The sequence below is a fragment of the Candidatus Zixiibacteriota bacterium genome (assembly GCA_018820315.1).
Taxonomy (GTDB): Bacteria; Zixibacteria; MSB-5A5; order JAABVY01; family JAHJOQ01; genus JAHJOQ01.
Genome location: JAHJOQ010000164.1, coordinates 20,078 through 45,502, shown reverse-complemented (window position 1 = coordinate 45,502; position 25,425 = coordinate 20,078). Strand labels below are relative to the sequence as shown.

The following is a 25,425-nucleotide window of genomic DNA, read 5'->3' as shown; positions in this document are numbered from 1 at the left end:
TCCCGAAGCTTTGTTGATTCGCAAGAAGCAATAAATCCTCTCATTAGTCAACACCGATTTTGATGGTCGTGTGTGTGATATTACGTACCCTATGAGACAGATATCCGGTTATTATAACATACTTCTGAGCGCTTCGTAAGGAGTTTTTCCATTGAACGCTCCGTGAGGACGACCACAATTGTAGAATCGTCCCCATTCCTCCAGTTTCTTGTTCAAATCTACATCATATGTGTAGGTCAATAGCTGATAGAACTCCTCTTTGTCGGAACGGTGGGATCTCTCGACCTTGCCGTTGAGCTGCGGCGAGCGCGGCTTGATGATATGCACGTGGCGGATGCCTTTGTCTTCGACATGCCAATGGAACAGAGCCTGGAACTCATGGCCCCGATCTGTGCGAATGGTATGGATGCGAAACGGAAACTTATCGATCACGTAATCTATGAAATCAATGGCGTTGTTCTGAGTATGACGTCTGTAGATCTTCAGAGCCCGGATCCTGGTGGCATCATCTATGGCAGTGTATTGGAAACGACGGACCTTCCTGTCCTCGGGGTTCTTGAGAGTAAGGAATGTCACATCAACCTGGATGTGGTGGCCAGGAACTTGCTTGGCATAGCGACGGGTATGAATGGCCCTAGTACTCCTTCATGATTAAATATAGGAGTGACGTAATCTGGTGGATATCTTCATGAGGACTTTATATTCCTGATGGAGGATCGCCATGAGCAAGAAGTACATTGTGCGGCTCTCGGACCGAGAGCGTAGAGGACTGGAGCAACTTAGCGCCAAGGGCAAGACCGTTGCGTACAGGATTCGGCATGCCCACATCCTGCTGAAGGCCGATGCCGACGGACCGAACTGGACCGACTGGCGCATTGCCGAGGCTTTCTCTTGCCATGCGCGTACGGTCGAGGGCATCCGGAAACGCTTCGTCGAGCAGGGGCTCGATGCGGCGCTGAATCGAAAGAAGCGCGAAATGCCGCCGCGGGAAAAACTACTCGACGGCGAAAAAGAGGCCCGCTTGATCGCGCTGAGTTGCAGCAAGCCGCCCAAGGGCCGAGCGCGCTGGACGCTGCATCTGCTGGCGGACAAGATGGTGGAACTGGAGGTAGTGGAAAGCATTTCACACGAGACCGTGCGGCAGACGCTTAAAAAAACGAACTTAAACCGCACCTGAGGAAATCCTGGGTGATACCGCCGAAACAGAATGCGGATTTTGTCGCGCACATGGAGGACGTGCTGGAAGTCTACAAGCGGCCTTATGATCCGGATTATCCGGTTGTATGCATGGACGAGCAACCGACACAGCTAATCAAGGAGACCCGCCGGAAGATAGAAGCGGCCCCCGGTTGGGCGGAGCGCGTGGATTACGAATATGAGCGGAACGGGACGGCGAACAATTTCATGTTTAACGAGCCTCTGGGCAACTGGCGGAAGGTGAACGTCCGGGAGCGCAAGACGATGATTGACTGGGCGCATGAGATTAAGGAACTTCTGGATGTGGATTACCCGGAAGCGGAAAAGGTGGTTCTGGTCATGGACAATCTGAACACGCACAAGCCTGCGTCCCTTTACGAGGCGTTCGAGCCACGAGAAGCGCGGCGTCTTTTGGAGCGGCTTGAGATACACCATACACCAAGGCACGGGAGTTGGCTGAACATTGCGGAGATCGAGTTGAGCGTGTTCACAAGACAATGTCTTAATCGAAGGATACCTCACATTGAAACGTTAAGGAAAGAGGCGCGTGAGTGGTATAGAGAGCGCAACCAGAGTCAAAAGGGCGTCGACTGGCGATTCACAACAAAGAACGCAAGAATCAAGCTCAAGCAGCTATACCCACAAATTGAATCATGAAGAAGTACTATAATATCTCTTCAAATACGGAAATGAGTCTTCAATCCGGGAGATGACAGACGATTACAGTTCTCGATTCGGGTTCAGAATATCAGCGGAACGAATATCCCCGGTACGCGCAGTCTAGGCAATCCACGGTACTCGAACACCGATTATCTGCGGGCATCGCGAGAGATAGAAATCGATGAGAACCTTACTGGCTCGAAGTAATACTGCTTTACAATACAAGGGGTTACGGCTCAAGGGGGTTCGAACTATTTCCTCTCCGCTAAAGCCCTGAATGCTCGTATATAATTGTAGTACAACAGGTTGCAAGGCGGAGAGGCAGGGATTCGAACCCTGGGAGCCCGCGAAGGCTCAACGGTTTTCGAGACCGCCCCGTTCAACCGCTCCGGCACCTCTCCGACTGATTGCTGGTGGAAAGCCAGCGCAAGGATACTATCTTATTCCAAATCTCCACATTGTCAAGTCCATTCTCTCGCACAAAAGATGAGCAATGCTCATTCAGGATCTTCCAGTTCAATACTGCCGATGCTCTTCTGGAGATCGTTTGGGCGTACTCTAATCAGCATATAGCCGATCATAGTCGCTACGATGAGAAGAATAAACAGCGTTTCGGTACCTCCGAGAACGAAATACAGGAATCCGTACAAAGCGGGAGTAAGGGTCACAAGGAAAAGGGTGGCAAACATGAGTTTCAGTTGCCTATAAAAAACCTCACGTTTTCGGATAGACCGAAGTTGAGGGGATCTTGCGCTAATCCATCTCCGTTTCAGGACTACGATTGTGGCAATCTCCGCGGCACTGACGGCCAGCAGGCCGTAACCGAGCATGTCAAGTGACTCAGCCGGTACAAGCGTTATGATCCCTTGGCTGCGAAGAAATTGCCCGACCAAATAAAACAGGGCAGCTCCACCAAGGTCGACAAGCAATCCAATGTACATAACCGAGACCGAGAGTTTCAGTATCTCCTGTCGAGTGAGTTGCATGCTAGTCCTCCGCCTTACTATTTCTCCGGCGCAGTGTGCGAAAGAAATCCTGCAGCAAGCTCTGAGCTTCCCGCGCCATTACGCCATCTATAACATCTACAATGTGATTGAGACGGCTGTCACGGACAATATCAAGAAGAGTCCCGCATGCGCCGGCTTTCGGGTCATCTGCACCGTACACAAGCACGGGAATTCTCGTCAATACTATCGCGCCGGCACACATGGGACATGGCTCCAGAGTTACATACATAGTGCAATCTTCCAGCCGCCAGCTATGCATGGTCTGGCAGGCAGCGGATATGGCGATGATTTCCGCATGGGCCGTAGCATCCTGTAGTGCTTCTCTTCTATTATAGCCTCGTCCGATTATGCGGTTGTCATGCACTATCACGCATCCAACCGGCACTTCACCTTTCTCCGCAGCCTTCTCTGCCTCGCGCAGAGCCTCGCGCATGAAGAGATTGTGCCGGTCTTCCTGATTGTCGTCGAGTAATCTCATACATCATTTATAGCTTGGTTCAAAGAACAAATCAATCTCAATCTGTATACGGAATAAGTGCCGAGCGACAGGCAATGAAAAGCCCCGACCACATCTTCAGGTCGGGGCTTGAGATTCTCAGTGAACCGCTGTTCGATCAGCAGTTCGGTGTGCCGTTATCATCAGGGTCGCACGGAGGCGGGCCACCGCTGAATATATAGGAAATTGTGTATACTACGTCATCGATGTCAATCGCTCCCGAGCAATCCGAATCTCCGGATTCTAACGGATCAGGAGCGGGTCCTCCGGAAAAGATGTAGGCAATCAGGAAGACCACATCATCGATATCGACCCCTGCGCTACCATCGGCATCTCCACAAACATATGGTGGCTGTGGTTCGTCGCGGTACACGATGATTTTCACAGCGATTGTGTCAGAAAGAACCGGATTGCTTGAGTCCTCTAGCTTGACTGTGATAATAGATATTGCAGAGTCTTCTCCAGCAGGGATATATGACGGCGTCCCTGACACAGTCCCAACCGTTCCGTTAGCAAACACTGTACCATAGGGCGGCTGCCCCGCAAGTTTGGTCCAATAGTACGGCGCAGTTCCGCCTACACACCAGAACTGATAGTAGTAGTAAACGCCCAGATAGCCGGGCGGGATTTCAACCTGGTAGCTCTGGATGTGCAGTTCGCCATCACAGAAATCTCCTGTCCCGTCGCTGTCCTCGTCGTATTGCTCCGGGTTGTCCACGAAGTCGCAGTTATCACAGTCATCGCCAAGTTCGTCTGTATCACTGTTCTCCTGCGCCGCATTATCGACCAGCCAGCAGTTGTCACTTTCATTGAGAATACCATCATCGTCCGCATCCGGATCGCAGTAGTCACCGTCGCCGTCACCGTCAGCATCACCCTGTTCCGGATTATAGGCATACACGCAGTTGTCGCACAGGTCTCCGACGCCATCATCATCTCCGTCAGCCTGATTCGTATTAGGTATCATCGGACAATTGTCAATATCGTTGTCAACGCCATCTTCGTCCCAGTCAGGGTACGGTCTGATATACCGCAACAGGGACTCATGAGCCATCGAGCAGCCCCAGTCGCAGAAGTAATCATCGATAGCATACCATGCATTCTGACTGCCACCCCAACCATAGTTGAGGTGATACATGTTGGTGCCACCGTCCTGCCAACCATCACAGATGAACGCATGTCCGGTGATCCCGTAGATGATTGGGCGGCCTGCGTCGATCTCAGGTTTGATGTAGTATGTAAACCAAGTGTAGGCAGTCGTGGAGCTGCGCCACAAGCGTTGCATGCCGCTGTTGAATCGGAAGTAGTTTTGAAGCGCCGGTGCGATATCCTCAAAGTAAGCGCCAGAACCGTCAGGCGCGTAATCCATATCAACCGATACACCTACCTCAAAGCAAAGTTCGGCCACAGCGTCGATCATCTCGTCAGTGTACGGCCATAAGAACTGATCGGGCATAAGATCCCATTCATAGGTATCTCTAAAGTCAGCAGTGAAATAGACAGGGTCGCCTGAATCAGGATACCACCAGTAACTGTGCGTCCCGACACCTGATGGTGGGCAGTTATAATAGTGCATCACCTGAGACATGGCAGTCGCCACACAGCCGACCGGGTTGCCGGGAGGACAATCTGTGTTGTAAGGGTAATCCTGACTCCAAACGTTCGTCAGCAGCGGTCCGACAGTCTGCATCGCGTCCTTGCCGAGTTCTTCGGCCATGAAGTGATCAGGGCTTTTCACGTACCTCAACCATTGCTGTCTGTGTGAATCATTGAATATGTAATAGTCTTTGGAAGCCTGATCCGCCTCAAGGCTGCCATAGAAATCAATGTAAACCTCCGCTCGTTGTGCAAATATCTCACGCATCATCTGAGATAGGCCGTGCTCCTGATTAACGTCATAATTGCTCTCAACCGAGTAGAGCTTCACCGGAGGCATCTCTTTCAGAACCGGCACGATCACATATCCGATCGGTGAGATATGAAAGCATCTCGCAAGAAGTATGTCGTCGGCATATATGTCATCCGCACCGATGATCTGTGGACTCATGGCACCACCCCAGTCACCTGTGTGGTAGACGATATAGGTCAGCCAGTTCTGACAGACTGTCTCCGCCTCTTCAACAGTCGAGACCGTGGCAGTGACACTAGATGCCGCGAGCAGGATTAATATTGTCAGCAGAAGGGGGATCTTCATAGCGAACCCGTACGGATTACTCCTCATAAATACACACATCACTTTCCTCCAGGTTTGTACGGCAAGTATGACAGTGTCGAAAATATTACCTATTTAAACACATTCAATATCTAATATATCAGCTTTCAATTCTATGTCAAGAACTCGTTTGATTCTCGATCAAACTGGTACTCTATTGCATCTCATCATGATAGCCTTTATTTCATGGTCGACCGCCTTGACTGGAGCTTTAACCATGAATGCAGGATAGCAAAGGCCTACTTGACTAACCTAAGCATGCGTAGAAATTCAGACGGTCAATTCTTACGTTATCGAAATCGCACAAATTGCGTCGCTGGTGGTCGTCCGCGGGCGTCCTTTTATCAAGTCAAGGGACTGACGTATTTTGAGTACTGATTTCGCTTGTTTCTGACAGACTGTCCAGTATAATTGAAAGGAGCTTACAGCGTTGTCGGTTATCGGCTTAGGCCGGATACTCTACTTCTTTCCCGGCTCCCAACAGAATCGACCATACCAGCACATCGAATGATCTATGTGCCAGGAGTATCATTGCATGGCTCTACGAATCATGTTGACACTTTTCATAGCCTTCGCGTCGAGCTCTTCTGCTCTGGCACAGGGATCGATATTTGGTGCTGTGTCCAATTCGGACAATTCAGCCCCACCGGATGGCCGGCTTTCCTTCTTCGGATATTTGAATGGGACAGATGAAGAGATTAGGATTGTGACGTCGGATGGTGCAGGGTATGATGCAGGTTTCTGGTTCGATGACTTCCAGAATTTTCTAACAGGATCACCGGGGATCCCATATGACTACCACTTCTGCAATGTAGCAAATGGGGAAAGCTCCCACCTGACCGGACTCATTCCGGATAACAGCTTCCAGGAAGAGAGCGTGCAGCTTGGGCCAGCAGCATGGCCGCCTCCTCCGAGCAATATCACGGCAGAGGACTTATCTCCACCTGAAGTCAAGGTGAGCTGGCGTGGGGCACCCGGATCGTCATATCATATTTACCGCAGAAATGCATCATCCAATGGTCCATTCTTCAGACTTGACAATCCGTCTGGCGATCTCAGTGATCCCGGCATAAGTGACACATTCTTCGTCGACACCCCGACAAGTGGCTCATCTGAATATGTATATCTGGTGATTGCTGAAGACAGCTCCGGCCGTTATTCGCCGGTGATAGCGATAGCTGGATGCGGAGACACTGATAACAGCGGGTCCGTTGACATCGACGATATCATTTTCTAAGTGAACTACATCTTTCTGGGAGGGCCATCTCCCGACCCTGTCGACATAGGTGATACAGACTGCTCTGGCGAGATTGGCATCGATGATGTGATTTACCTTGTAGGATACATCTTTCTCGGCGGAAACGCCCCTTGCGACCCGGACGGGAACAGCTCCCCCGACTGTTAACAATTCTGCTCGACAGAAATTATCGACTGCAGCTAATATGCATCAAGCGCCTTGATTAGGAACAATGCAGATGAATTCGAAATCCTCATCGTGAGCATTCTTGAACTGGTGCATTGTATTGGGAGGCACAAATGCGAAATCCTTTTCTGATATTTCTGATGTCGTAGCGCCGAGTGTAAGAGTGCCTTTGCCCTTGATGACGTAATTGACATGTTCCCAGTCGTGTTTGTGAAAAGGAGTGAACCCGCCGGGAGCGATCCGAAATACACGAAGTGTATAATGCTCCCAACCCTCGGGAGATCCGATCACATTTGCTTTGGATGTCCCTTCCACGCCTTCCATCGTGACACCGCTCATTCTAATACTATCGTATTTGACAACAGCCATCGTTTCCTCCGCATATCAGTTATCTGAATATAGCATCTGATCGCAATTATACGCATTGATCGGCAACATGTCGACTGAAACATGAATGAAACTGGATTTAACGCGCGAATATCAAGTGCAGGCGATTCAAGACATTCCCACCTAGCGCCGGATCATCCAGCAGAAACGGCGGACGAGTTGAAGTTCTGATAATAGGCAGGAATCTCAGTTCGAGTCTCGTAGAGCCCGGTTTGTCGGACTCGAACATTACCATCACCGCTTATCAAAACGGCATCGGGGACAACACGAAACGCTCACACCAAGTATGCCGATTCTGACCGTTACGTCACAACTATCTGAAGTTAGCCGGTTTCCAGCTCAGGATTTCGCCTTTTCTTGCTTCCTTAAAATTCCGGCGTCACGCATAAGATGCTTTAGCAACAGAATCTGACCAAAATGCCCGCAGAAATGCTCGAGTACGTGGTGCAATGTAGCAGCATGCGAGACCTCGCCTTTTCCAACTTTGTAGAAATCGTCCAAATCTCTGTCCCGCCACTTCTTCATCTCGCTATGGATCGCACGGCGCCCTTTTGCGAGAATGGACAGATACTTCTCTGCAGTGAACCCTTTGAGGAATGACGGATGATGTCCATCGGGCAGAAGCGGCAAGCCATCGTCCTCGATGCTGCAGTACCGAGCCATGATTTTCTTCCCCTCAGGCTCCCAAGGTAGCTCGTTTGCGGCGATTTTCATCCACCACACTTCCGCAAACGAAATGTGCGCCAGTAACATGCCAACGCTGTTCATTCCCGGGTTCAACTGCCATTCCAATTGCTTCACCGTCAGACTCTTGACCTCCTTCTTGAGGCGTTTCAACTGATCGTCAAGCTGTGCCGCAAACAGACCAATCTTGTTCTGAGTCCTTGGATCATACCCCCGTGCAATTTTCATTTCCCATTTCTTCATACGTCACCTTTGTAAAGTCGTCGTTGATTGCGATGGTCGTATATATCTATCCCGCTCCCGGCTTCACACTTTCACTATCGTACGATAGCGATTGCGCCGATTTTCGAACGACTTCTCACCGAGCTCTTTGCTGCGCCACTCCTCATATGCAGAGAAATTGCCCTCAAACCAGCGCACCTTTGCCTCGCCTTCGAAGACAAGCAAATGGGTGCAGACTCGATCAAGAAAGAAGCGATCGTGACTGATAACCATGACGCATCCGGAGAAATCCAGAATCGCCTCTTCAAGCATCCGCAGAGTATTGACGTCGAGGTCGTTGGTTGGCTCATCCATCAGGAGCACATTTCCTCCGACTTTGAGCACCTTGGCCAGGTTGCATCGGTTTTGCTCTCCGCCCGAAAGCTCTCGCACCAACTTCTGCTGAGACGCGCCCTTAAACCCAAATCCGGCGAGGTATTGTCGGATCGGGACTGCACGAGTTCCGATTCTAACCGTATCAATACCATCACCCACTTCATCGATCAGATTCTTATCGCCGTCAAGAAACGCTCGCTCCTGATCGACATACGCGAGCCTCACCGATGATCCGACAACAATCCCGCCCTCCTGTGGCTTCAGACTCCCGTTGATAAGATTAAACAAAGTCGTCTTGCCGGTTCCATTGGGGCCAAGCAGACCAACAACCGCGGCCCGCGGCAGCGCGAAAGACAGTTTCTCAAAGAGCTGTTCATCATCATATCCCATGGTTGCGTCATGAAACTCAATGATCTGTTCGCCCAGCTGTTCGCTCGGTGCGATCTGGATCGCTCTGCTGTCAGATTTCGCCGCGGCGGTCTCCCGGGCAACAAGGTGCTCATATTCTCTGATGCGAGAACGCGAGAGTTCATTGCGATCTCCACGATTCATGCGAATCCATGATAGCTCACGCTTAAGAGCCTGAGCACGTGACGATTCCATCTTCTCAGTGGAAGCGAGTTCATCAAGCTTCTGCTCCAACCAGGAGCTATAGTTACCCTCCCAGGGGATGCCGTGACCACCCTCCAATTCGAGTATCCAGCCGGTGACATTGTCGAGGAAATAGCGATCGTGAGTGACGATTATGACTGTCCCGGGATACTCGCGAAGCTGCGCCTCCAGCCAATTAGCAGTCTCTGCATCAAGGTGATTGGTTGGCTCGTCAAGAAGCAGCAAATCCGGTCGCTCAAGAAGCACCTTGCATAGTGCGACCCGCCGTTTCTCTCCGCCAGACAGAGTCCCGACCATCCGATCGTCTTCCGGCAGGCAGAGCGCGTCGGCAGCGACCTTGAGGTTATGATCGAGATTCCAGGCATCCAGTGCATCAATCTTATCCTGCAATGCACTCATCCTATCCAGCGCCTTCTGCATTTCATCACCTTCCATCGGTTCGGCCATGCTGCCGGCGATGGTGTTGTATTCATCCAGCAACGCTTTGGTCTCACCGAAAGCCTGCTCCACGGTTTGCCGCACGGTAAGACTTGGATCGAGCTGTAGATCCTGTTCTACTATTGCGGCGCGAAAGCCGGGAGTGATCTCGGCGTGACCCTGAAACTCGGTGTCAAGTCCTGCCATGATGCGCAGGACAGTTGTCTTGCCTGAGCCGTTCTCGCCTACGATCCCGATCTTGGCGCCCGGATAGAAACTGAGGTTTATGTCTCTGAGAACTTGTTTCTGCCCATAGAACTTGTTTACGCCATACATATGAAATATGAATTTTTCAGCCATTCAGTTACCTCTCTTTCAACCTTACTGTAGGGCTTGTTGAGAAGACCTGCAATCGTCGCTGCGAGCTAAGCGTGGCAGTCTCAGGGTCTCACTGCGGTGTTGCTTCAAAGAGAGATCGCCACGTCGCTTCGCTCCTCGCGATGACAAATCCTGCGATGCCATGGCTTTTCAACAAGCCCTGTTGCAAGGGAGATGATAACTGCTTAATAGTGTAGAGACAAGGGATAATAGCTATCTGATTGAATCTCGATTACATGAGCGTGGTGTCTTGAAAGATCGTCCGGTTTGTTTCGCAAAAAGGGAAGAATCGTATCCGACTCTATCCTCTTCCTGTCGTAATAACCAGAGAATTACATCCCTGTGACCATGAGGCCGACCTGGTATTCGATGCGGTACGGTATCAGGCAGATTTTTTCGTCGCCTGAAGGGGGAGCATCGCCAGCGTGCTTGAAACAGATGGTTCAGCGAAATCTCGTCAGATCAACTGACAAAGTTGTCGTCTGTATAACTGGCAGCGGGGACAAATATCTGGATGCTCTTGAGAGACAATTGGCGCTTTGAAGCAGGGGCCTGTTGAAAAAGTCACGGACCGCGGAACGTCGTCATCGCGAGGAGCGAAGCGACGTGGCGATCTCTATGTAAATCAAGGCTATTGTGAAATGCGGAGATTGCCACGCTTCGCTCGCAATGATATCATTTAGCATTTTTCAGCAAGCCCGAAGGCGGGAGCCGTGGATGCAGCTCCCGCTCTAATCTTCGAAGCCGGGACAAACGTGGGACTTAGCAATTACTAAACCGATACTCCAGCTTTTTCTCGCGCTGGATCGCTTGCACCATCTTCTTTCAGTCTGTAACCTGACTGGGCTGCCCGCTTCTTTTCCGCTCTGGCCTTTGAAGCCGTTCTGACCAGTAGCCCGAGCGAAACGCACATGAACATCAGCGAGTTAGCACGGCGGAATATCTCACCGTAGCTGAAAATGCTGTCAAGAAATGCCAGGACTCCAAGCGCGAGCAGTATTGCACACCATGTCAACATAATCGACTCCTTTTTCGATCTCCTGTGGACTTAGAAGCTCCCTTTATTGATCGGCTATTCTGCGAAATGATTTAGGATTACAGAACAGAGCACGACCGACTTTGATCGAGCAGCCCTAACGTACAGCCTAGCAATGCCTTACAACTCGACCGTGGGAGAGCAGTACTTGCCTTAGTATGTCTCCTTTAGATCAGAAGAGCCCCGGTTCCTTACTGCGCCAGTATTCGCTCCAACACTTCGTCATCGTCCGGCAGAAGTTCCGCTTTCACAAGGCGCGGAACCAGTTCACGCCAGCGAGAATCTTCTTCGAATATGTGCTTGAAGATTGGCAGTGATCTCTCGACTTCTCCGATGCTCGCCAGAGTGACCGCCTGCCAGAATCGAATTTCCATGTTGCCGGGCGCGAGATCGGCGGCTATCGAGTACTCCCTTTCGGCTTCCTCGAATTTCTCAGCGGAAATAAGTTCATCGCCTCGATCCATATGGCGATATGCTCTCGAAATATTCAGAAGCCGCCGCAGTTCGACGAGCGGTTCAGGGGAATCATCCACGCGAATATCGAAAATCTTATCGCTCCACTCGCGACCAGTCGGTTCACCGGTCACGACAATCAGCGCAGCGGACTGCATACCGCGAATATCTCCCCCTTCGACCTGTGCAGCTTCGAGTGCGACCATCATTCTCTCGGCGATATCACCAGAGGAATTCTCATATGCATCAGCCATCGCATCCCAGACTGTCGAGTCACGCATCAGGTTTGCCTGAACGGAATAGAATCTGCCCGTATGGTGTCCCGCCTCGGCTATGCAAAGAGAACCGGTGTGAGTGGCGATATTACCCTTACAGTCAATCATTGCAACCTGCCTGACATTGTTGTTTGGATCACTGGCGATCAGCCCGTCAAGAGCCTGCTGTGCCGTCTTGCCAACTTTCATCAATTCCAGCCCGAGAGGACCATAGGCGAAATCGACGAGCGACTGTGTCGCTACTGCGCCGACATTCGGTTCGGCCCAGATGACATCGGCGACTTTGAAATAGTGCGACTGAACAGCCGCACCAAATTGGCCAGTCGTACTGTCGTACGCTACAATCGAATACGTATGCACCGGCCTATGAGAATCACCATGCCCGTCGTCAGCGTATGACCAACTCGCGATGAAAACAGCCACTACAACTAAAAGTTCCCTCCACATAGTCTCCTCCTTCCGGTTCGTACTTCTACTGAATCGCATGCATCGACGCTGCAGCCTCGCCAAGAGACTCGCGCAAATCAAGGTGCTGCTGTACCCGGCGGCGGCTCGACAGACTGCAGGCTGTCCGCCTTGAACAGAAAGCCGTACTTGACAGTCAGGAGTGAATCTGTCTGAATTGAATCCAGAATGTAGGCAGGCAACTGAGTGCTGGAATCCAGTTTGACTGAATTTACCTGGCTTAACGTCAGGCCGACGGCGTAGCGCAAGTCCGCTCCAGACATGTCCGCACCAGCTAGAACAGCTGATGATAGATCCGCACCAACAAGACTCGCATCACGCAGGGTAGCATTTGCAAGCAGCGCGTATTCAAATGATGCCAAGTCGGCGATGACTGAGTCAAGAGTAGCTTCACGCAGATCGGCTCTTTGCATATTAGATTGTTGCAGGTTGGCACCTGCGAGATCTGCGGCCTTCAGATTCGAGATCTCGAGGTTGGCACCTCTTAATACTGTGTTCCGGAAGTCGCCATTTTCGTAAGCCAACCCTCTGAAGTTCGCTCGTTGAAAATCCGAGCTCTTTGGCGCGAACACGAGAGAGGTTGTACCCACCGCGAGGGCAACTAGCCAAGCTACCATTGGCCCCGGGGTTTGCAATCTGAGCAATGGGTTATGCACAGTCTTGTTCGCAAGAATGAGCATGTACGCAGTAATGAGCACCGATACGGGGAAGAACAGAAAATAAGCACTCCCCGTTGCTTGCTCGACACTATACATAGAGTAGCGTACCCAGAATACGCCAACTGTTGCAGGTACCAATAACCACACCATGAACAACGTTATGAGTGTTTGCGTAAGTGCTAACGGCTTTGATCTGCGGTACTTCCGAGGCATGCACCACTGTGCGATCCACGTCACAAACCAAGGATACACCTTTTCGTCAAGATATCTTCCATCTGGAAATACTGCGGGGAGAGCCACAATCTGCTCCCATAACCGTTGCAAGTGTATCTGAAAGTACAAGAATATGCATAGCAGAATAACAGGAGCCGCGAAGAGGAATCCAACTATTGGAACGTGTGCTCCGACTACTGGAATGGCTGAAGTGAGCGAGTTGACAAAAATCTCAGAGTCGCTGACAGCCCCTATCGTAAGCAGCGAATATGCCACACAGGCAAGCATAAGAAGGAATATTTTCTGTGCACTCTTAGAGATTTGTTCGACCGATTTCAATCCGTCAAATTCGCACAAATTCCCCGGCAACTTTGCCCCAGACAAGTTGGCGCCAGCCAGTTGCACGGCAGTCAGCCCAATTGCACGATCCAGATCGGCTTCCCGAAGGTCGGCTTCTCGCAGGTTGGTCCGATGCGCATTCGCACACTGAAAATCACATTTTCTGAGGTCTGCCCCCCTGAGATTCGCACCGTCCAGATTAGCCTCTATCAGATTGCAGCCCTGCATGTCAGCGTCTTGAAGATCAGATCCCTCCATGTCCGCTGCCTTCAGATTTACTCCTACCAGTTGTTGGCCTTTCAGATCATAATACCGTAGATTAGCCCGGCCGGGGTGCATACTCCCGGGGGGCAACTCCAACCACCTCTTGTGTTGCTCGAGAATTTTCCGCAGCTTGGAATCGGATAACTGTTGGAACGGAGCATCCGCTTCCGTCTCTTCGCGCAAGTTCTTTTTCGACTTTGCCTTCATAGTAATGCGATAATGATCTATAATATTAGGGACATCGTCAAGCAATTTCTCGCCTTTCCGCCTTAAGCGGCACCCCGATCTGGCAATGTCTTTAGTACACAGTAAATCCGGGAGTGGCATTTCTGCTACTATGCAGACTTTTCTTATCCCGTTTGTTCTTTGAACAATACTGCAACTCGAAGTTTCCTGTTGCGTGATCTGTGATTATTGCATTTGATAAAATCACAGATCAGACGTCCGTATAGTTGGAGCACAGTGTGAATTGCAGAATCGAGTTCTGCTAATCCGGGGGATTAGAAAGAGGTATGACATGGCTACGAAGAGTTCAGCGCTGGTTCTCGTTGCGGTGTTCTTTCTCCTGACCGCAGGATCGGGAATGGGAGAGATTGACAAGCCCAGTGGCGTCGCCGAAGTGGGTCGTTTTCACAAGGCCTCAATCAATCAGCCACCGTATACTCAGACCTGTATTCACACATACAATAACCTATGGATGGGGATTTCAAATTGGGGCTTCTTCGGCAGTTATGGTCGGGAAATGAGGGATTGCGAGACAGGACTCGCCGCGCCATCCGCTGAATTCCCTGCTGGCAGCGGAATAGAGCATCTATATATGGCCGCCATTTGGATTGGAGCGGTGGTCGGTAATGATACTATTGTTTCAGTCGGTGCGGACGGGTGGCAGATTGCCAACGAACTCTATCCCTGCTCAGAGGCGAATTGCGGGCTTGAGCGGCGCTCCAGCAGACCGTCTGACTGGTACTATCATGAGGATGCCCATGCTGATCAGGAGTACATCGCTACGTACACCGATACTCTGGTGGATCCGAGGTACGTACCGCATGACTGGAGTGGCAGAGAACATATTCCGCTCAACATCGAGGTAACACAGCATAGCTACTCCTGGAGTGTGCCACATGCTGAGGACTTCATAATAATAGACTATGATATCAGGAACATTGGGCCTGCGGATCTGAGCGAAGTTTACGTCGGCATATATGTCGATGGCGATGTCGGAAGCAGATTCGTCTATGACAGATACTATGATGATATTAGTGGTTTCAGGCATACTGTCCTCTCGTCTGCCGGTCATGGGTTTGAGGATACGATCAATCTCGCCTATATTGCTGACAACGATGGCGATCCAGTAGAAGGTGTGTTCGATGAACATAGTGCTCGCTCGGTAGCCGGCATTCGATTCCTGAAGCTCCCCGAAGAGGATATGACAACAAGTTTCAACTGGTGGTCGCTCAATGGCAATTCGAGATTCGACTGGGGGCCGATGATGGAAGCAATAAGGCGGAATTTCGGCACCGGCGGGCAGGGTGTTCCTGAAGGTGACCGCAACAAGTACTACGTTCTGTCTAATGGAGAGCATGACTATGATCAGATATTCTCTGGGAAGGATTTCAGCGTCTACGGATGGATGCCTCCTCCACCCACCTCCGCAATGATCGCGGCGGGAACAGACGTAAGCTGCATGATCTCCGTGGGACCGTTCCAACTCCTGCCCGATGAGACAAAGTCGATTACGATCGCTTATGTAGCGGGAGAGAGATTTCATCAGGATCCGACCAGCTTCGATAATTATATGAGGCGCGACGGAGGTATGGAGCCGGATAGCTTCTATAATACTCTGAGCTTTGATGATATCGGTCTGAACGCGAGCATGGCAGCGAGGGTGTTTGACAATCCCGGCGTCGATACGGATGGCGATGACAACGCCGGATCTTACTTTGTTATAGTAGATACAATTGGCGGCGAGGAAGTAATCGATACATTCAACTATTCCGGCGATGGTGTGCCGGACTATCGAGCAGTCACCTCTCCGCCGGCACCACGACTTCGACACGAATCAGATTACGGTTCCGTGACACTTCGATGGAATGGAATTGACTGCGAATCCATGATCGATCCCATCACTCGCTGGACCGATTTTGAAGGCTATCGTGTCTATATGGGGAGCCACCCTACGATTCCATCCCTTGCGCTCGTCTGCAGCCAGGACAAAGTCGACTTCTCTGTCAGATACCGGTCCTCTGATGAGATCAGATTCCGCTTAATGAGCGAACCGATGACACTCGCTTCGCTGTGGGAAATGTTCGGCGACGATTTCGACCCTCTCGACTACTTGTGCAACGGTGACGAATATGGTTTCGAGAGTGGCGGAGTGTTCTACTGCTTCACCCCGGTAGGATGGAACCAGTCGATCAGAGGCTGGACTGACGGCGCGACGACATTTGATCACTCATGTATCAAGAAGACCTATGCGGATGAAATAGAACGCGGCATCGTCACATCGGAGATAGACTCATTCAACCCCGATCTGTGGGTCACGGAACAAGACCGCATGACGGGTGAAGAGGTGATGTACCATAAGTTCTTTGAGTACGAATATTCAATTGACAATCTCTACCCGAACGAAACCTGCTACTTTTCAGTCACTGCGCTCGATTTTGGAGATATTTCTACCGGAACGGTCTCCGCAGAAAGCAATCCCCTCGATAACCTGATCCAGGCGAATCCGGCAGATTTTCCATCCACCGATTTCGACCGGGGTCCGCAAGTGACCGTCTATCCAAATCCATACTACGGTGAAGACCGATACGCACGAGCAGGGTATGAGGATCCGAACCACACCGGTATTTTTGACAGGGAACGTCGTATCCACTTCATCGATCTCCCACCGTACTGCACGCTGAAAATCTACACGATTAGCGGCGAATTGGTGCGAGAACTGGTTCACCCCAGCGGTGATAGCAGATCCGCCACCGAGCTTCTCTGGAATCTGAAATCAAAGGACGACATGCTCGTCACAAGCGGCATCTACCTGTTCGTTGTCGAATCATACTGGGGCAACCAGATCGGCAAGTTACTGATCATACTCTAGCAGTTCTATGTGTAATCCGAGAATCATTCTGCAAGTATTGCCGCCTGACCATCCAACGTTTCGCTTGCATTCATATTGCTTTTCCATTTTATGTTTGTTAGAGTTATCCGTCTCTTATACGGGAACGCACCGACAGAACTGAGCAGCAGCAACCAAAACTAAAGGAATGGCAGGAGATCAGACCATGTGCAGAACGAAATGTAACGTACTGTTGGCTGGATGTATATTGCTCCTGATAGCACCTCAGCTCTTCGCAGAGGCGAATAACACTTCCCCTCTTCCTGATTCTGCAGAAGGCAGATTCAAGACAACCAGAATAGAACGCCCGTATACTGAGGTCTGCACGCATACATACAGCAATTTCCTCTTCTCTGTGTCGAATTTCGGACTGTTCGGAAGCGAAGATGGTGAATGGAATGATTGTGAGACAGGGCTCAGCGCCCCTTCGGCGCAGTTCCCCGCAGGGTCCCAGGTTGAATATCTCTATGCTGCAGCCCTGTGGATCGGCGCCGTCGTCGGAGAGGACACACTGGTGTCGGAAGGCTTCGATGGCTGGCAGTATGTCTATGCTATGAATCCATGCGCTGACCCGACTCACTGCGGTCTGCACAAGCGCTCGAATAGGCCATCTGATCCAGATTATGATGAAGAGGCACACGCCGATCTTGAGTTCATCGCGACCTACACAGACACTCTCGACGAAGAGTCATACGTTGGAACCGGATACAACGGGGAGCTGCATGTGCCACTTAATATCGAGGTCAAACAGACCAGTTACTCATGGAGTGTTGGATACGCTCAGGACTTTATTCTGCTCGACTACCAGATTCGGAACATCGGAGCGAAATCGCTGGAGAACGTCTATGTTGGATTATACGTCGATGGGGACGTCAACCACATCTCCAACGACGTCGGCGGTCACGAAGATGACGTCTGCGGATTTCGAGAAACTTATCCCTCAATCGCGGGGGGCAACTTCCTCGACACGATTGATTTTGCATGGATTGCCGACAATGACGGCGATCCAAATGTCGATTTCTTCGATGACCGAAGTGCGACATCCGTCGCAGGTGTACGAGTGATGCGCCTTTCCAGTCGCCAAACGAAGGTAGCGTTTAACTGGTGGACGTCAAATGGTACGTCAGCCTTTGACTGGGGGCCGATGCTCGATGCCACAAAGCGCAACTACGGAACAGGTGGTCTCGGCACGCCAGAGGGAGACCGCAACAAATACTACCTTCTGTCCAACGGCGAACACGATTACGATCAGATTTACTCAGCGGAAGATCATACGCAGGAGGGCTGGTTACCACCTCCAACATTCGCTGAGACGATTGCCGATGGATATGACACTCGGTTTGTGCTCTCGGCAGGACCATTTGATATCGACGTTGGTGACACTGTACCGTTCACGCTTGCATATCTTGCGGGCGAGGATTTCCACAGAGATCCTCGAAATGCAGCTGATAATCTTCCGCGTTCCCCTCACACCTACTATAGTAAGGTCGATTTCAGAGATGCTGCGCTCAATGCCGTCTGGGCAAACTGGGTATACGACAATCCGGGTTATGATACTGATGGTGACGATGATTCCGGGCCGTTCTGGTTGATACCGGACACGGTCAACGGCCAGGAGATTCTGGACACGTTCTATTACGCAGGCGATGGCGTTCCTGACTTCAGGGCAGCCGTATCACCTCCCCCGCCCGTTCTGCGCCAGTCGACCACTATCGGCAAGATCACACTCAGGTGGAACGGTCTCATCAGCGAGACATCAAGAGACCCCTTCACGAGACAGATCGATTTCGAAGGATACCGAGTCTACATGGGACGACAGCCCCGAATCGACAGGCTCGGAATGCTCGAATCACGGGATTTCCTCGACTACACAGTGCTGCGCTGGAATTCTGATAAGAGTGAGTTCGAGGTAGCCAGCATACCACTCAAGCTGAGCACATTGCGCGAGATGTTCGGCCAGTCATTCGATCCCGAAGTGTATCCCCTCAATGATGATGGAGTCGGATTCGATCACGATGGGTCTGTTCTCTGCTTCACCCCTCTGGAGTGGAATCAGTCCATAGCGGGCTGGGAGGATGGAGCGTTCGTTCACAATGCCACCGGTATCAGAAAGAGATTCGCTGAAGAGATCGAAGAGGGTCTGATAATACCTGAAATCGACTCTCTCAATCCCGATTTGTGGGTTAAGGGGTTTAATCCGCTGACAGGCGACTCTGTGCTGTATCACAAGTATTACGAATATGAGTTTGAGATGGACAATCTGTTGTCATCGATCCCGTGGTATTTCTCGGTCACCGCCTTCGATTTCGGCGACTATGAACGGGACCTTGAGCCACTGGAAAGCTCACCGCTATCCAACGCGACAGAAGTATGGGCGATTAACGATGCCTCCGTATCACTCAGAGAGAACATTCCAGTCGAGGTTTATCCGAACCCGTATTATGGGGATGGACGATACGCGGCATCAGACTACGAGGACCAAGGACACTCGGGATTCGTGGATCATACAAGACGAATACACTTCGTGAATCTGCCACCCAGGTGCAAGATCAGGATATACACTCTCTCCGGCGAACTTGTCAGGGAGCTCGATCATCCTGGGAGATTCACCGACACCGATTCCAAGATTCAATGGGACCTCAGGACTCGCCACAATGAACTCGTCGCAAGTGGCATCTATCTATTCTCAATCGAATCTGAATGGGGAAATCAGGTGGGGAAATTTGTGATTATATTATAGCCAAATTGAGATACACTCTCCGGAAGAAACACCCTGAGCCTTATCAAACGCTAAGTGTGATTCCGTTTCAGGAAGAAATGCTCTCGCGGAAAGTCGCCTGCCGCTCTTTACACGACAATATTCTATCGATCAACTTCGTCGGAGGAAGCTTCACTGTCGCCATTCGTTCTGATTCTTGGAGCAATAGCGTAATAGATCACCATCGCGAGCCCGGCGAGAATAAATATCCCGCTGACAGTGATCTCATCTGACCAGCGATATGGTACAATGCGGCCGATGATTATCGCTACTCCGATTCCGATCAGGACCATGCCCCACTTCAACGATGACTTTGCGGGGCCGCCGTCACTGAACAGATACTTCACGTTCTTATCGACGAGGCCTTTCTCGATGAGCTTTTTCCGCATACTGTAATCGAGGATAATCTTTACCACAAACCCGATCGTGAAAAACACGATTACCATTTCGATGGCGTCAGTTAATTGCAGCATTTCCAACTCCTTGCTTTTGTGTCTTCTGATTAGTTTGACAAGGATGTACTCGCAAATGTTGCAGATTCCGCCGGAATACTATACCAATATTCATGCAACATTCTGCCTGAGATATCGGTCTGATAAATATGGAGGATTATCTGGATGACAGCGAGCGCCTGGTACACAAAATTATCTCCGGCGACGCCGAGGCATTCAGAGCCGTTGTCGATCAGAACAAACGCTTGGTGAGCCATATCGTGTTTAGAATGGTACACAATGAAACAGACCGCGAAGATCTCTGCCAGGATATCTTTATTCGGGTCTATCAAAATCTATCGAGCTTTCAGTTCAAATCGAAGCTCTCGACCTGGATCGCACGGATAGCGTATAATACGTGCGGCAATTATCTGGAGAAGAAGAAAATTCCGCTATATGAAGACATTGCCTCGAATGGCGGAAGTATCGAATCTCACTGTGATGATTCGGCACCACCGGATAAGCAAGCCGAATTGGAAGATGTCTCGATCAGGCTTCGCACCGAGATCGACAAGCTGCCAGCGCAGTTCGCAGCGATTATCACTCTCTATCATCTCGATGACATGAGTTATCGCGAAATCGGAAGCATCATGAACATGCCTGAGGGTACAGTGAAGAGTTATCTATTCCGGGCCAGAAAGCTTCTGAAGGATCGTCTTCTGACGAAATACCAAATGGAGGACCTGTGGGAAGCAAGCATCTGACAGATGAGGAGATTCAGGGATTTCTCGATGAGCGATCAGTAGATTGCTCGGCAGAGATCGCGAATCATCTCGATATATGCCCTGAATGCCACACGAGGGCCGAACAATACAGCAGACTGAATGTCGGCCTCAGCGATGAATCAGGCTTCGAATTACCGGTTGATTTCACTTCGACAATCCTAAATTCGATTGTCGCCGAAATGAAAGCCCCCTTCTGGCAGAGACACTTCGAATCTCTGGTGGCTGCCGCAGGATTGCTGATGACGCTTGCTGCAGTGGCATACTTCGTAGACCTCACTGCAGTCGCAAAGTCACTCATGCGTATTGATCTGTTTAGGCCATTTCATGACAATGCGGTGGCGGCAGACATGAAGACCAGGCTCGCGTCATCGACGCGGTTTGCTATTCCTTTGGTATCTGGGCTCCTCGCCATCGCGGCGGTCTGGGTGGTAGACAGACTCATGATCAGATCAAAGAGAGGAATCTCGTCGCTACTCGCTTGATGGCATCGACCGAGCTTGCTCCATCATCACTCTGACTCCATCCTCGAGATCGGACATATTCTCGACCTCAGAATAGAATAGCGGCGAAGCATCGATGTCGGTCGCCTGGTTGTGCCGGACCACTTCGCCAAACACACCGGGAAGAGTATAGCCTGACGCAAAGAGAGTCACCATCAGCAACAGCATACAAAGTCCGATAGCGAATTTCGACCACGCTATGAAGCGGCCAATCCTGTCATGTCGCTTGTTTGTCATTTCAGCTCTCACACCCTCCTTCAGATCGCATTCGGGAAGAAGACGATGAATGCAAGGTATGCAACCAACAGAGTCAGGATCAAATTGAATGTCTGACCAACACCATAGAGGATCAGCGGCTTGCCTCCCTCCATTCTGCTCGTCAGGTCCTTGAAATTCGATTCAAGCCCGATCGCGACAAAAGCGAGACAGAAGAACCATTCTCTTAGCTCTCTCGTAAATGGTTTGATGTAACTCGCCTCGACGAGTTTGAAGTCTCCGGATGATGCCGGCACAACTATGAATGAGAAAACGAGTGACGCAGCCACAAATCCGAGCACGAACTTCGGAAATCTGTACCAGATTTCCATAGCATTCGGCTTGTGATCGCTGCCCTCGCACTCTACACGTGTCACCCAGTATATGGCGACAACGAAAGCGACGACGCCGATCAGCACATTTTGTATCATCTTCACGACCGCGGCCACTTTCTCTGCAGCATCTCCGAGCATCGATCCGGCAGCAACGACCGCTCCGGTCGAGTCGATTGTGCCACCCATCCATGCGCCGCCGAGAATGTCATTCATTCCGATGTACTTTATTCCAAGAGGCATGAAGAACATCATCAGCACGGTGAAGATAAGAGTCATTCCGACTGCAAGTGTGAGGTCCTCTTTCTTGGCACAGCATGCCGCTGCTACAGCTATTGCCGCCGAGACCCCGCATACAGAGGTTGCCGCAGCAATTATGATAATCAGTGATTTGTTCGACATCTTGAGGATTTTTGTGCCAAATTTGTACATGAAGATGATCACTATCGGAGTTACGATCCAGGCGACCATCAGACCGGGAGCACCGAGCGCCATGATCTTTTTGAATAAGATTTCGCAACCCATCAGCACAAGCCCTATCTTTATGAAAAGCTCGGTTCTAGCACCCGCTCTCAGCCATTTGGGAGTACCGATAGTGTTCGAGACAAGCAGCCCGACCAGCAGAGCCCACATAGCATAACTTAATCCCCAGTATTTGATGTTGACCTGATCGGCTATCCAGTATGCCAATGTGGCCAGGATGAAGACACCAGCGAATCCCGCAAGGTATTTTACCAGCTTCTCTGTCTTCATGGATGCGACACCAACGGCTGTCAGCAAACCGAGTCCTATCATCAGCATCAATAGTGGAAGAAGGATGTTACCTGTCGCAACTCCCTCTTTGATGATGCTGAATGCAGCCAACGGATCGTCAGTCCACTTGCCCACGCTCGGTATTTTCGGGAGGATTCTCAGGAGAGCTGCGATAATGATCGCGAAGCCGATCCAAACCGCCCACCAATCCTCACTTTTCCAGAGAGAACTCATGCTGTTCTTCATCTCGTGCCTCTCAGAACTCATATTGAATAGTCTATGGAATTTTGTTCAGTGCAACCACCGCATATTCTCCGGCAAACCGAAACATGCTATAAACAAATTTATTGCGCTTTAGTAGTGGAATCAACCAAAATCGGAGGTCGTTTTGATTCAAGTGAAGTGAGTGCTCAACGAAGCTGTCGCTTCAAGCTCTCAATAGTCTGCCTCAGCTTCTGGTCAGCCGGCCGTCTCGCATATGCGAATTCGAGATAGCCCAGAGCCTCCTCAAGATATGCCGGACTGCCCTGCGTTTGCGCAGAGTTCAGAAGCGCCTGTCCAAACAAATATGCCGTGTACAGATCGAAAGGTGCGATCTCGACAGCCCTTTGCAGATGCTCGATGGCGGCATCATACTTCTGCGCCCTGAGCTGCGTCTCCGCGAGGTAAAGCTCCGCAGTGTAGCTTCTTGATCCTGATGCAGCGAACCGAGTCATCAATGCGTTCGCGGAATCGGGCTGGTTTCCGGTTAGCATGAATCTCGCCTGCTCATACTCAGAAAGATGATATGTTTGAGCAGCGGCATTCGGACTGACCTGCGAAATGTTGAATATCTTGACCGGGAAACCGCGAAGTCGATAGTTGGCAATCTCTTTAGCCCCAGCCATGAGAGTAGGATAGTCCTGTCGCGCGCGTTTCTCGTTCCCCTCATCGATTGCGAGGTGAGTGATCGGAAATTTGTTGAAGAAATCGAGGTCCGGAGTCTCCACACCAAATTGGTGGTGGATGCAGCCGAGCTTGTTTTCCTGAGTCAGTGCCGATGCATAAGATCCGGACAGCACGGCGTCGCCTGATAGTATCTCGCCAAGATCCCTGTCTGCGTAAACGAGTGAATATTCTCTGGTTCCCGCCCAGGAGACATATCCTAAGGCATGCATGATGAGATAGCCCAGCACAATCACAAGCACCCCGACTCGTGCTATATCTCGATATACGGCAGAACGCCAGATGTCAAGCTTGACTATAAACCACAACGCGAAACCGACACACATGAAAATGATAGTATAGACGTAGATGTTATCCTGAACCGATGGATCGAGTCCGCCTCCAGTCGAGGATTTCAGTATGAGATAAGCGGAGCAGAGAAAAGGTGGAAACCACAGACTCCAGAAAACACCCGTGAGCATCTTGCTGTCCGACCGCCGCTTTTTCTTCTTCTCGATCTTTGCTTTCACAAACTCGAATGGAATAGCGAGCAAAATGCCAGCGAGCGCTATCATCGGGAACATGAGAGTAGTCTGGTATCTGAGCGGCCTGTAGTTGAATGGAAACAGGGCAATATATGCGAGCACAAGCCAGACAAGTAGAATGACCCACCCGGAAGTGAGTGGATAGTCTACTTTCTTGTTGCGAAGCGATTTCACGAGATAAGCAATGACCATTGCACCGCCAAGCGCAGCCAGGGATGTAACGATCGGCAGCTTCGCCATGAATTGCCTTTCTGCAAGGAGATTCTGAATCTGCCAGAAAAACATGCGGAGTTCCTCGAATGCTCTCGGACTACCATACAATCCCAATCCCTGCTCAGCATAATAGCTCGATACTTCGGATGCCGAGGGAAGATACGTGAACAGAAACCAGAATATTCCAATGGCTACATAAGCTGCGTAAAACCTGACTGCATCTATCAGGATGGGCTTTCTATCGTTTTCGGCAGTTAGAAGCTTAAAAACCCATACGGACAGATATAGCCCACCTGCATAGAGAGCCACCATCTTGCCGAAGAATGCGGCGGCGGCGGTGGCGGCACCAGATAATACAAACCAGAAACCGCGCTTCTCACCGAGTGAGAATAAATAGAATGCGGCTGCGAGCCAGAAATTCTGTGATGCTTCGAGAAACGGTATCCTGGCGAACATGATAAGTGTGAAGTTCGTGCACGCAAGCAGAGCAAACAACAAAGCAGCCAGTCTGGAACCGTAATTCTTGATTGCGAGTGCGATCATGAGGATCGCGAGTAGGTTCAGGATAACTGCTGTTAGATTGCCCTGTGCCCTCCCTGTGCCAAGCACGGCGTATACGAGATATGCCGCGACAGTCTGAGTGGACTTCTCGTACACTATCCAGCGAGGATCGTCGTACGGGTTCGCATTACCCGTGTCGATCAGGTTCTTGGCGAAGTATGTATATGCGAATGGATCTGTCGAGACATCCTGTGATCTGGTGAAGCCAATCGGAGCATCGGCGGGCAGGTACAAGATGCGTGCGAGCAGTCCGACTGCGAAGATGAGGCCGAGAAGAATATAGAACTTCTTCCCTTCAAGAAAACTCGGGACTTTCGTCAGGAAATTCAAACTCAGGTCGCTCCCTCAATTCAGTATAGTGACCTTGGACGCGCAATGGTCATATATAGTAAATTGATGATTTGCCCGCCACATTTTTCATCCATGCTGATGCACGAGGACGTACACCAGCCACAAGAAGAAAGAAACAGCTGCGTGCATCA

20 protein-coding genes, 1 tRNA gene and 1 pseudogene are annotated in these 25,425 nt (G+C 50.7%); 7 read left to right on the top strand and 15 right to left on the bottom strand.

Features of this window, described 5'->3' with window-relative positions; all coding sequences use genetic code 11:
* Window positions 1-111: 111 nt before the first annotated feature.
* Window positions 112-636 (bottom strand): annotated as a pseudogene (locus tag KKH67_16025) (DDE-type integrase/transposase/recombinase).
* An 85-nt stretch (window positions 637-721) separates the two neighbouring features.
* On the opposite strand from KKH67_16025, the gene KKH67_16020 reads away from it, so the two are divergent.
* Window positions 722-1,854, top strand: a protein-coding gene (locus tag KKH67_16020; protein ID MBU1320683.1) for an IS630 family transposase whose coding sequence is annotated in 2 segments (ribosomal slippage) — window positions 722-1,151 and window positions 1,151-1,854 — 1,134 coding nt in all. Because the reading frame shifts where the segments join, the coding sequence is not laid out codon by codon here.
* 317 nt (window positions 1,855-2,171) lie between these two features.
* On the opposite strand, the gene KKH67_16015 is transcribed toward KKH67_16020, so the two are convergent.
* The 4 genes from KKH67_16015 to KKH67_16000 form a co-directional block, all read right to left on the bottom strand.
* Window positions 2,172-2,258: transfer RNA gene (locus tag KKH67_16015), tRNA-Ser, on the bottom strand.
* A 96-nt stretch (window positions 2,259-2,354) separates the two neighbouring features.
* Window positions 2,355-2,843 (bottom strand): hypothetical protein, encoded by a 489-nt coding sequence (locus KKH67_16010; GenBank protein MBU1320682.1) that lies wholly within the window; start codon window positions 2,841-2,843, stop codon window positions 2,355-2,357.
* A gap of 1 nt (window position 2,844) precedes the next feature.
* Window positions 2,845-3,342, bottom strand: a complete 498-nt coding sequence (tadA, locus tag KKH67_16005; protein ID MBU1320681.1) for a tRNA adenosine(34) deaminase TadA — start codon at window positions 3,340-3,342, stop codon at window positions 2,845-2,847.
* Window positions 3,343-3,478: 136 nt separating this feature from the next.
* Complete coding sequence (locus KKH67_16000; GenBank protein ID MBU1320680.1) at window positions 3,479-5,593, bottom strand: C10 family peptidase; 2,115 nt, start codon at window positions 5,591-5,593, stop codon at window positions 3,479-3,481.
* Window positions 5,594-6,107: 514 nt separating this feature from the next.
* On the opposite strand from KKH67_16000, the gene KKH67_15995 reads away from it, so the two are divergent.
* Entirely contained in the window at window positions 6,108-6,809 is a 702-nt protein-coding gene (locus tag KKH67_15995; GenBank protein ID MBU1320679.1) for a fibronectin type III domain-containing protein, read from the top strand.
* Window positions 6,810-6,977, top strand: a complete 168-nt coding sequence (locus KKH67_15990; protein ID MBU1320678.1) for a hypothetical protein — start codon at window positions 6,810-6,812, stop codon at window positions 6,975-6,977.
* 42 nt (window positions 6,978-7,019) lie between these two features.
* On the opposite strand, the gene KKH67_15985 is transcribed toward KKH67_15990, so the two are convergent.
* The 6 genes from KKH67_15985 to KKH67_15960 all read right to left on the bottom strand — a co-directional run bounded on the left by KKH67_15985 (window position 7,020) and on the right by KKH67_15960 (window position 14,101).
* Entirely contained in the window at window positions 7,020-7,364 is a 345-nt protein-coding gene (locus KKH67_15985) for a cupin domain-containing protein (GenBank protein ID MBU1320677.1), read from the bottom strand.
* 357 nt (window positions 7,365-7,721) lie between these two features.
* Entirely contained in the window at window positions 7,722-8,294 is a 573-nt protein-coding gene (locus tag KKH67_15980) for a DinB family protein (GenBank protein MBU1320676.1), read from the bottom strand.
* Window positions 8,295-8,372: 78 nt separating this feature from the next.
* Window positions 8,373-10,052, bottom strand: a complete 1,680-nt coding sequence (ettA, locus tag KKH67_15975; GenBank protein ID MBU1320675.1) for an energy-dependent translational throttle protein EttA — start codon at window positions 10,050-10,052, stop codon at window positions 8,373-8,375.
* A gap of 790 nt (window positions 10,053-10,842) precedes the next feature.
* Window positions 10,843-11,088, bottom strand: a complete 246-nt coding sequence (locus KKH67_15970) for a hypothetical protein (GenBank protein ID MBU1320674.1) — start codon at window positions 11,086-11,088, stop codon at window positions 10,843-10,845.
* A gap of 209 nt (window positions 11,089-11,297) precedes the next feature.
* Entirely contained in the window at window positions 11,298-12,281 is a 984-nt protein-coding gene (locus KKH67_15965) for a DUF1028 domain-containing protein (protein MBU1320673.1), read from the bottom strand.
* 77 nt (window positions 12,282-12,358) lie between these two features.
* On the bottom strand, window positions 12,359-14,101 hold the full coding sequence (locus KKH67_15960; protein ID MBU1320672.1) for a pentapeptide repeat-containing protein: 1,743 nt from the start codon (window positions 14,099-14,101) through the stop codon (window positions 12,359-12,361).
* A 190-nt stretch (window positions 14,102-14,291) separates the two neighbouring features.
* Between KKH67_15960 and KKH67_15955 the strand changes: the two genes are divergently transcribed.
* Both KKH67_15955 and KKH67_15950 read left to right on the top strand, forming a co-directional pair.
* Window positions 14,292-16,868: a hypothetical protein gene (locus tag KKH67_15955; GenBank protein ID MBU1320671.1), complete on the top strand. Its 2,577-nt coding sequence runs from the start codon at window positions 14,292-14,294 to the stop codon at window positions 16,866-16,868.
* Between the two features lie 184 nt (window positions 16,869-17,052).
* Complete coding sequence (locus tag KKH67_15950; protein ID MBU1320670.1) at window positions 17,053-19,626, top strand: hypothetical protein; 2,574 nt, start codon at window positions 17,053-17,055, stop codon at window positions 19,624-19,626.
* 122 nt (window positions 19,627-19,748) lie between these two features.
* On the opposite strand, the gene KKH67_15945 is transcribed toward KKH67_15950, so the two are convergent.
* Window positions 19,749-20,117, bottom strand: a complete 369-nt coding sequence (locus KKH67_15945; GenBank protein MBU1320669.1) for a hypothetical protein — start codon at window positions 20,115-20,117, stop codon at window positions 19,749-19,751.
* Between the two features lie 128 nt (window positions 20,118-20,245).
* Here KKH67_15945 and KKH67_15940 point away from each other — a divergent pair, with 128 nt between their 5' ends.
* On the top strand, window positions 20,246-20,839 hold the full coding sequence (locus tag KKH67_15940) for a sigma-70 family RNA polymerase sigma factor (GenBank protein ID MBU1320668.1): 594 nt from the start codon (window positions 20,246-20,248) through the stop codon (window positions 20,837-20,839).
* Window positions 20,821-21,342: a hypothetical protein gene (locus KKH67_15935; protein MBU1320667.1), complete on the top strand. Its 522-nt coding sequence runs from the start codon at window positions 20,821-20,823 to the stop codon at window positions 21,340-21,342. Before KKH67_15940 ends, KKH67_15935 begins: the two co-directional genes overlap by 19 nt.
* On the opposite strand, the gene KKH67_15930 is transcribed toward KKH67_15935, so the two are convergent.
* The 3 genes from KKH67_15930 to KKH67_15920 all read right to left on the bottom strand — a co-directional run bounded on the left by KKH67_15930 (window position 21,331) and on the right by KKH67_15920 (window position 25,273).
* The gene (locus tag KKH67_15930) at window positions 21,331-21,597 is read right to left on the bottom strand and encodes a hypothetical protein (protein MBU1320666.1); all 267 of its coding nucleotides are present in this window, start codon (window positions 21,595-21,597) and stop codon (window positions 21,331-21,333) included. The two genes, KKH67_15935 and KKH67_15930, sit on opposite strands and share 12 nt — an antisense overlap.
* 20 nt (window positions 21,598-21,617) lie before the next feature.
* Window positions 21,618-22,967, bottom strand: coding sequence for a putative sulfate exporter family transporter (locus KKH67_15925; protein ID MBU1320665.1), 1,350 nt, complete (start codon window positions 22,965-22,967; stop codon window positions 21,618-21,620).
* A gap of 143 nt (window positions 22,968-23,110) precedes the next feature.
* A complete protein-coding gene (locus tag KKH67_15920) occupies window positions 23,111-25,273 on the bottom strand; it encodes a hypothetical protein (protein ID MBU1320664.1) in 2,163 nt (720 codons plus the stop codon).
* Window positions 25,274-25,425: the final 152 nt, after the last annotated feature.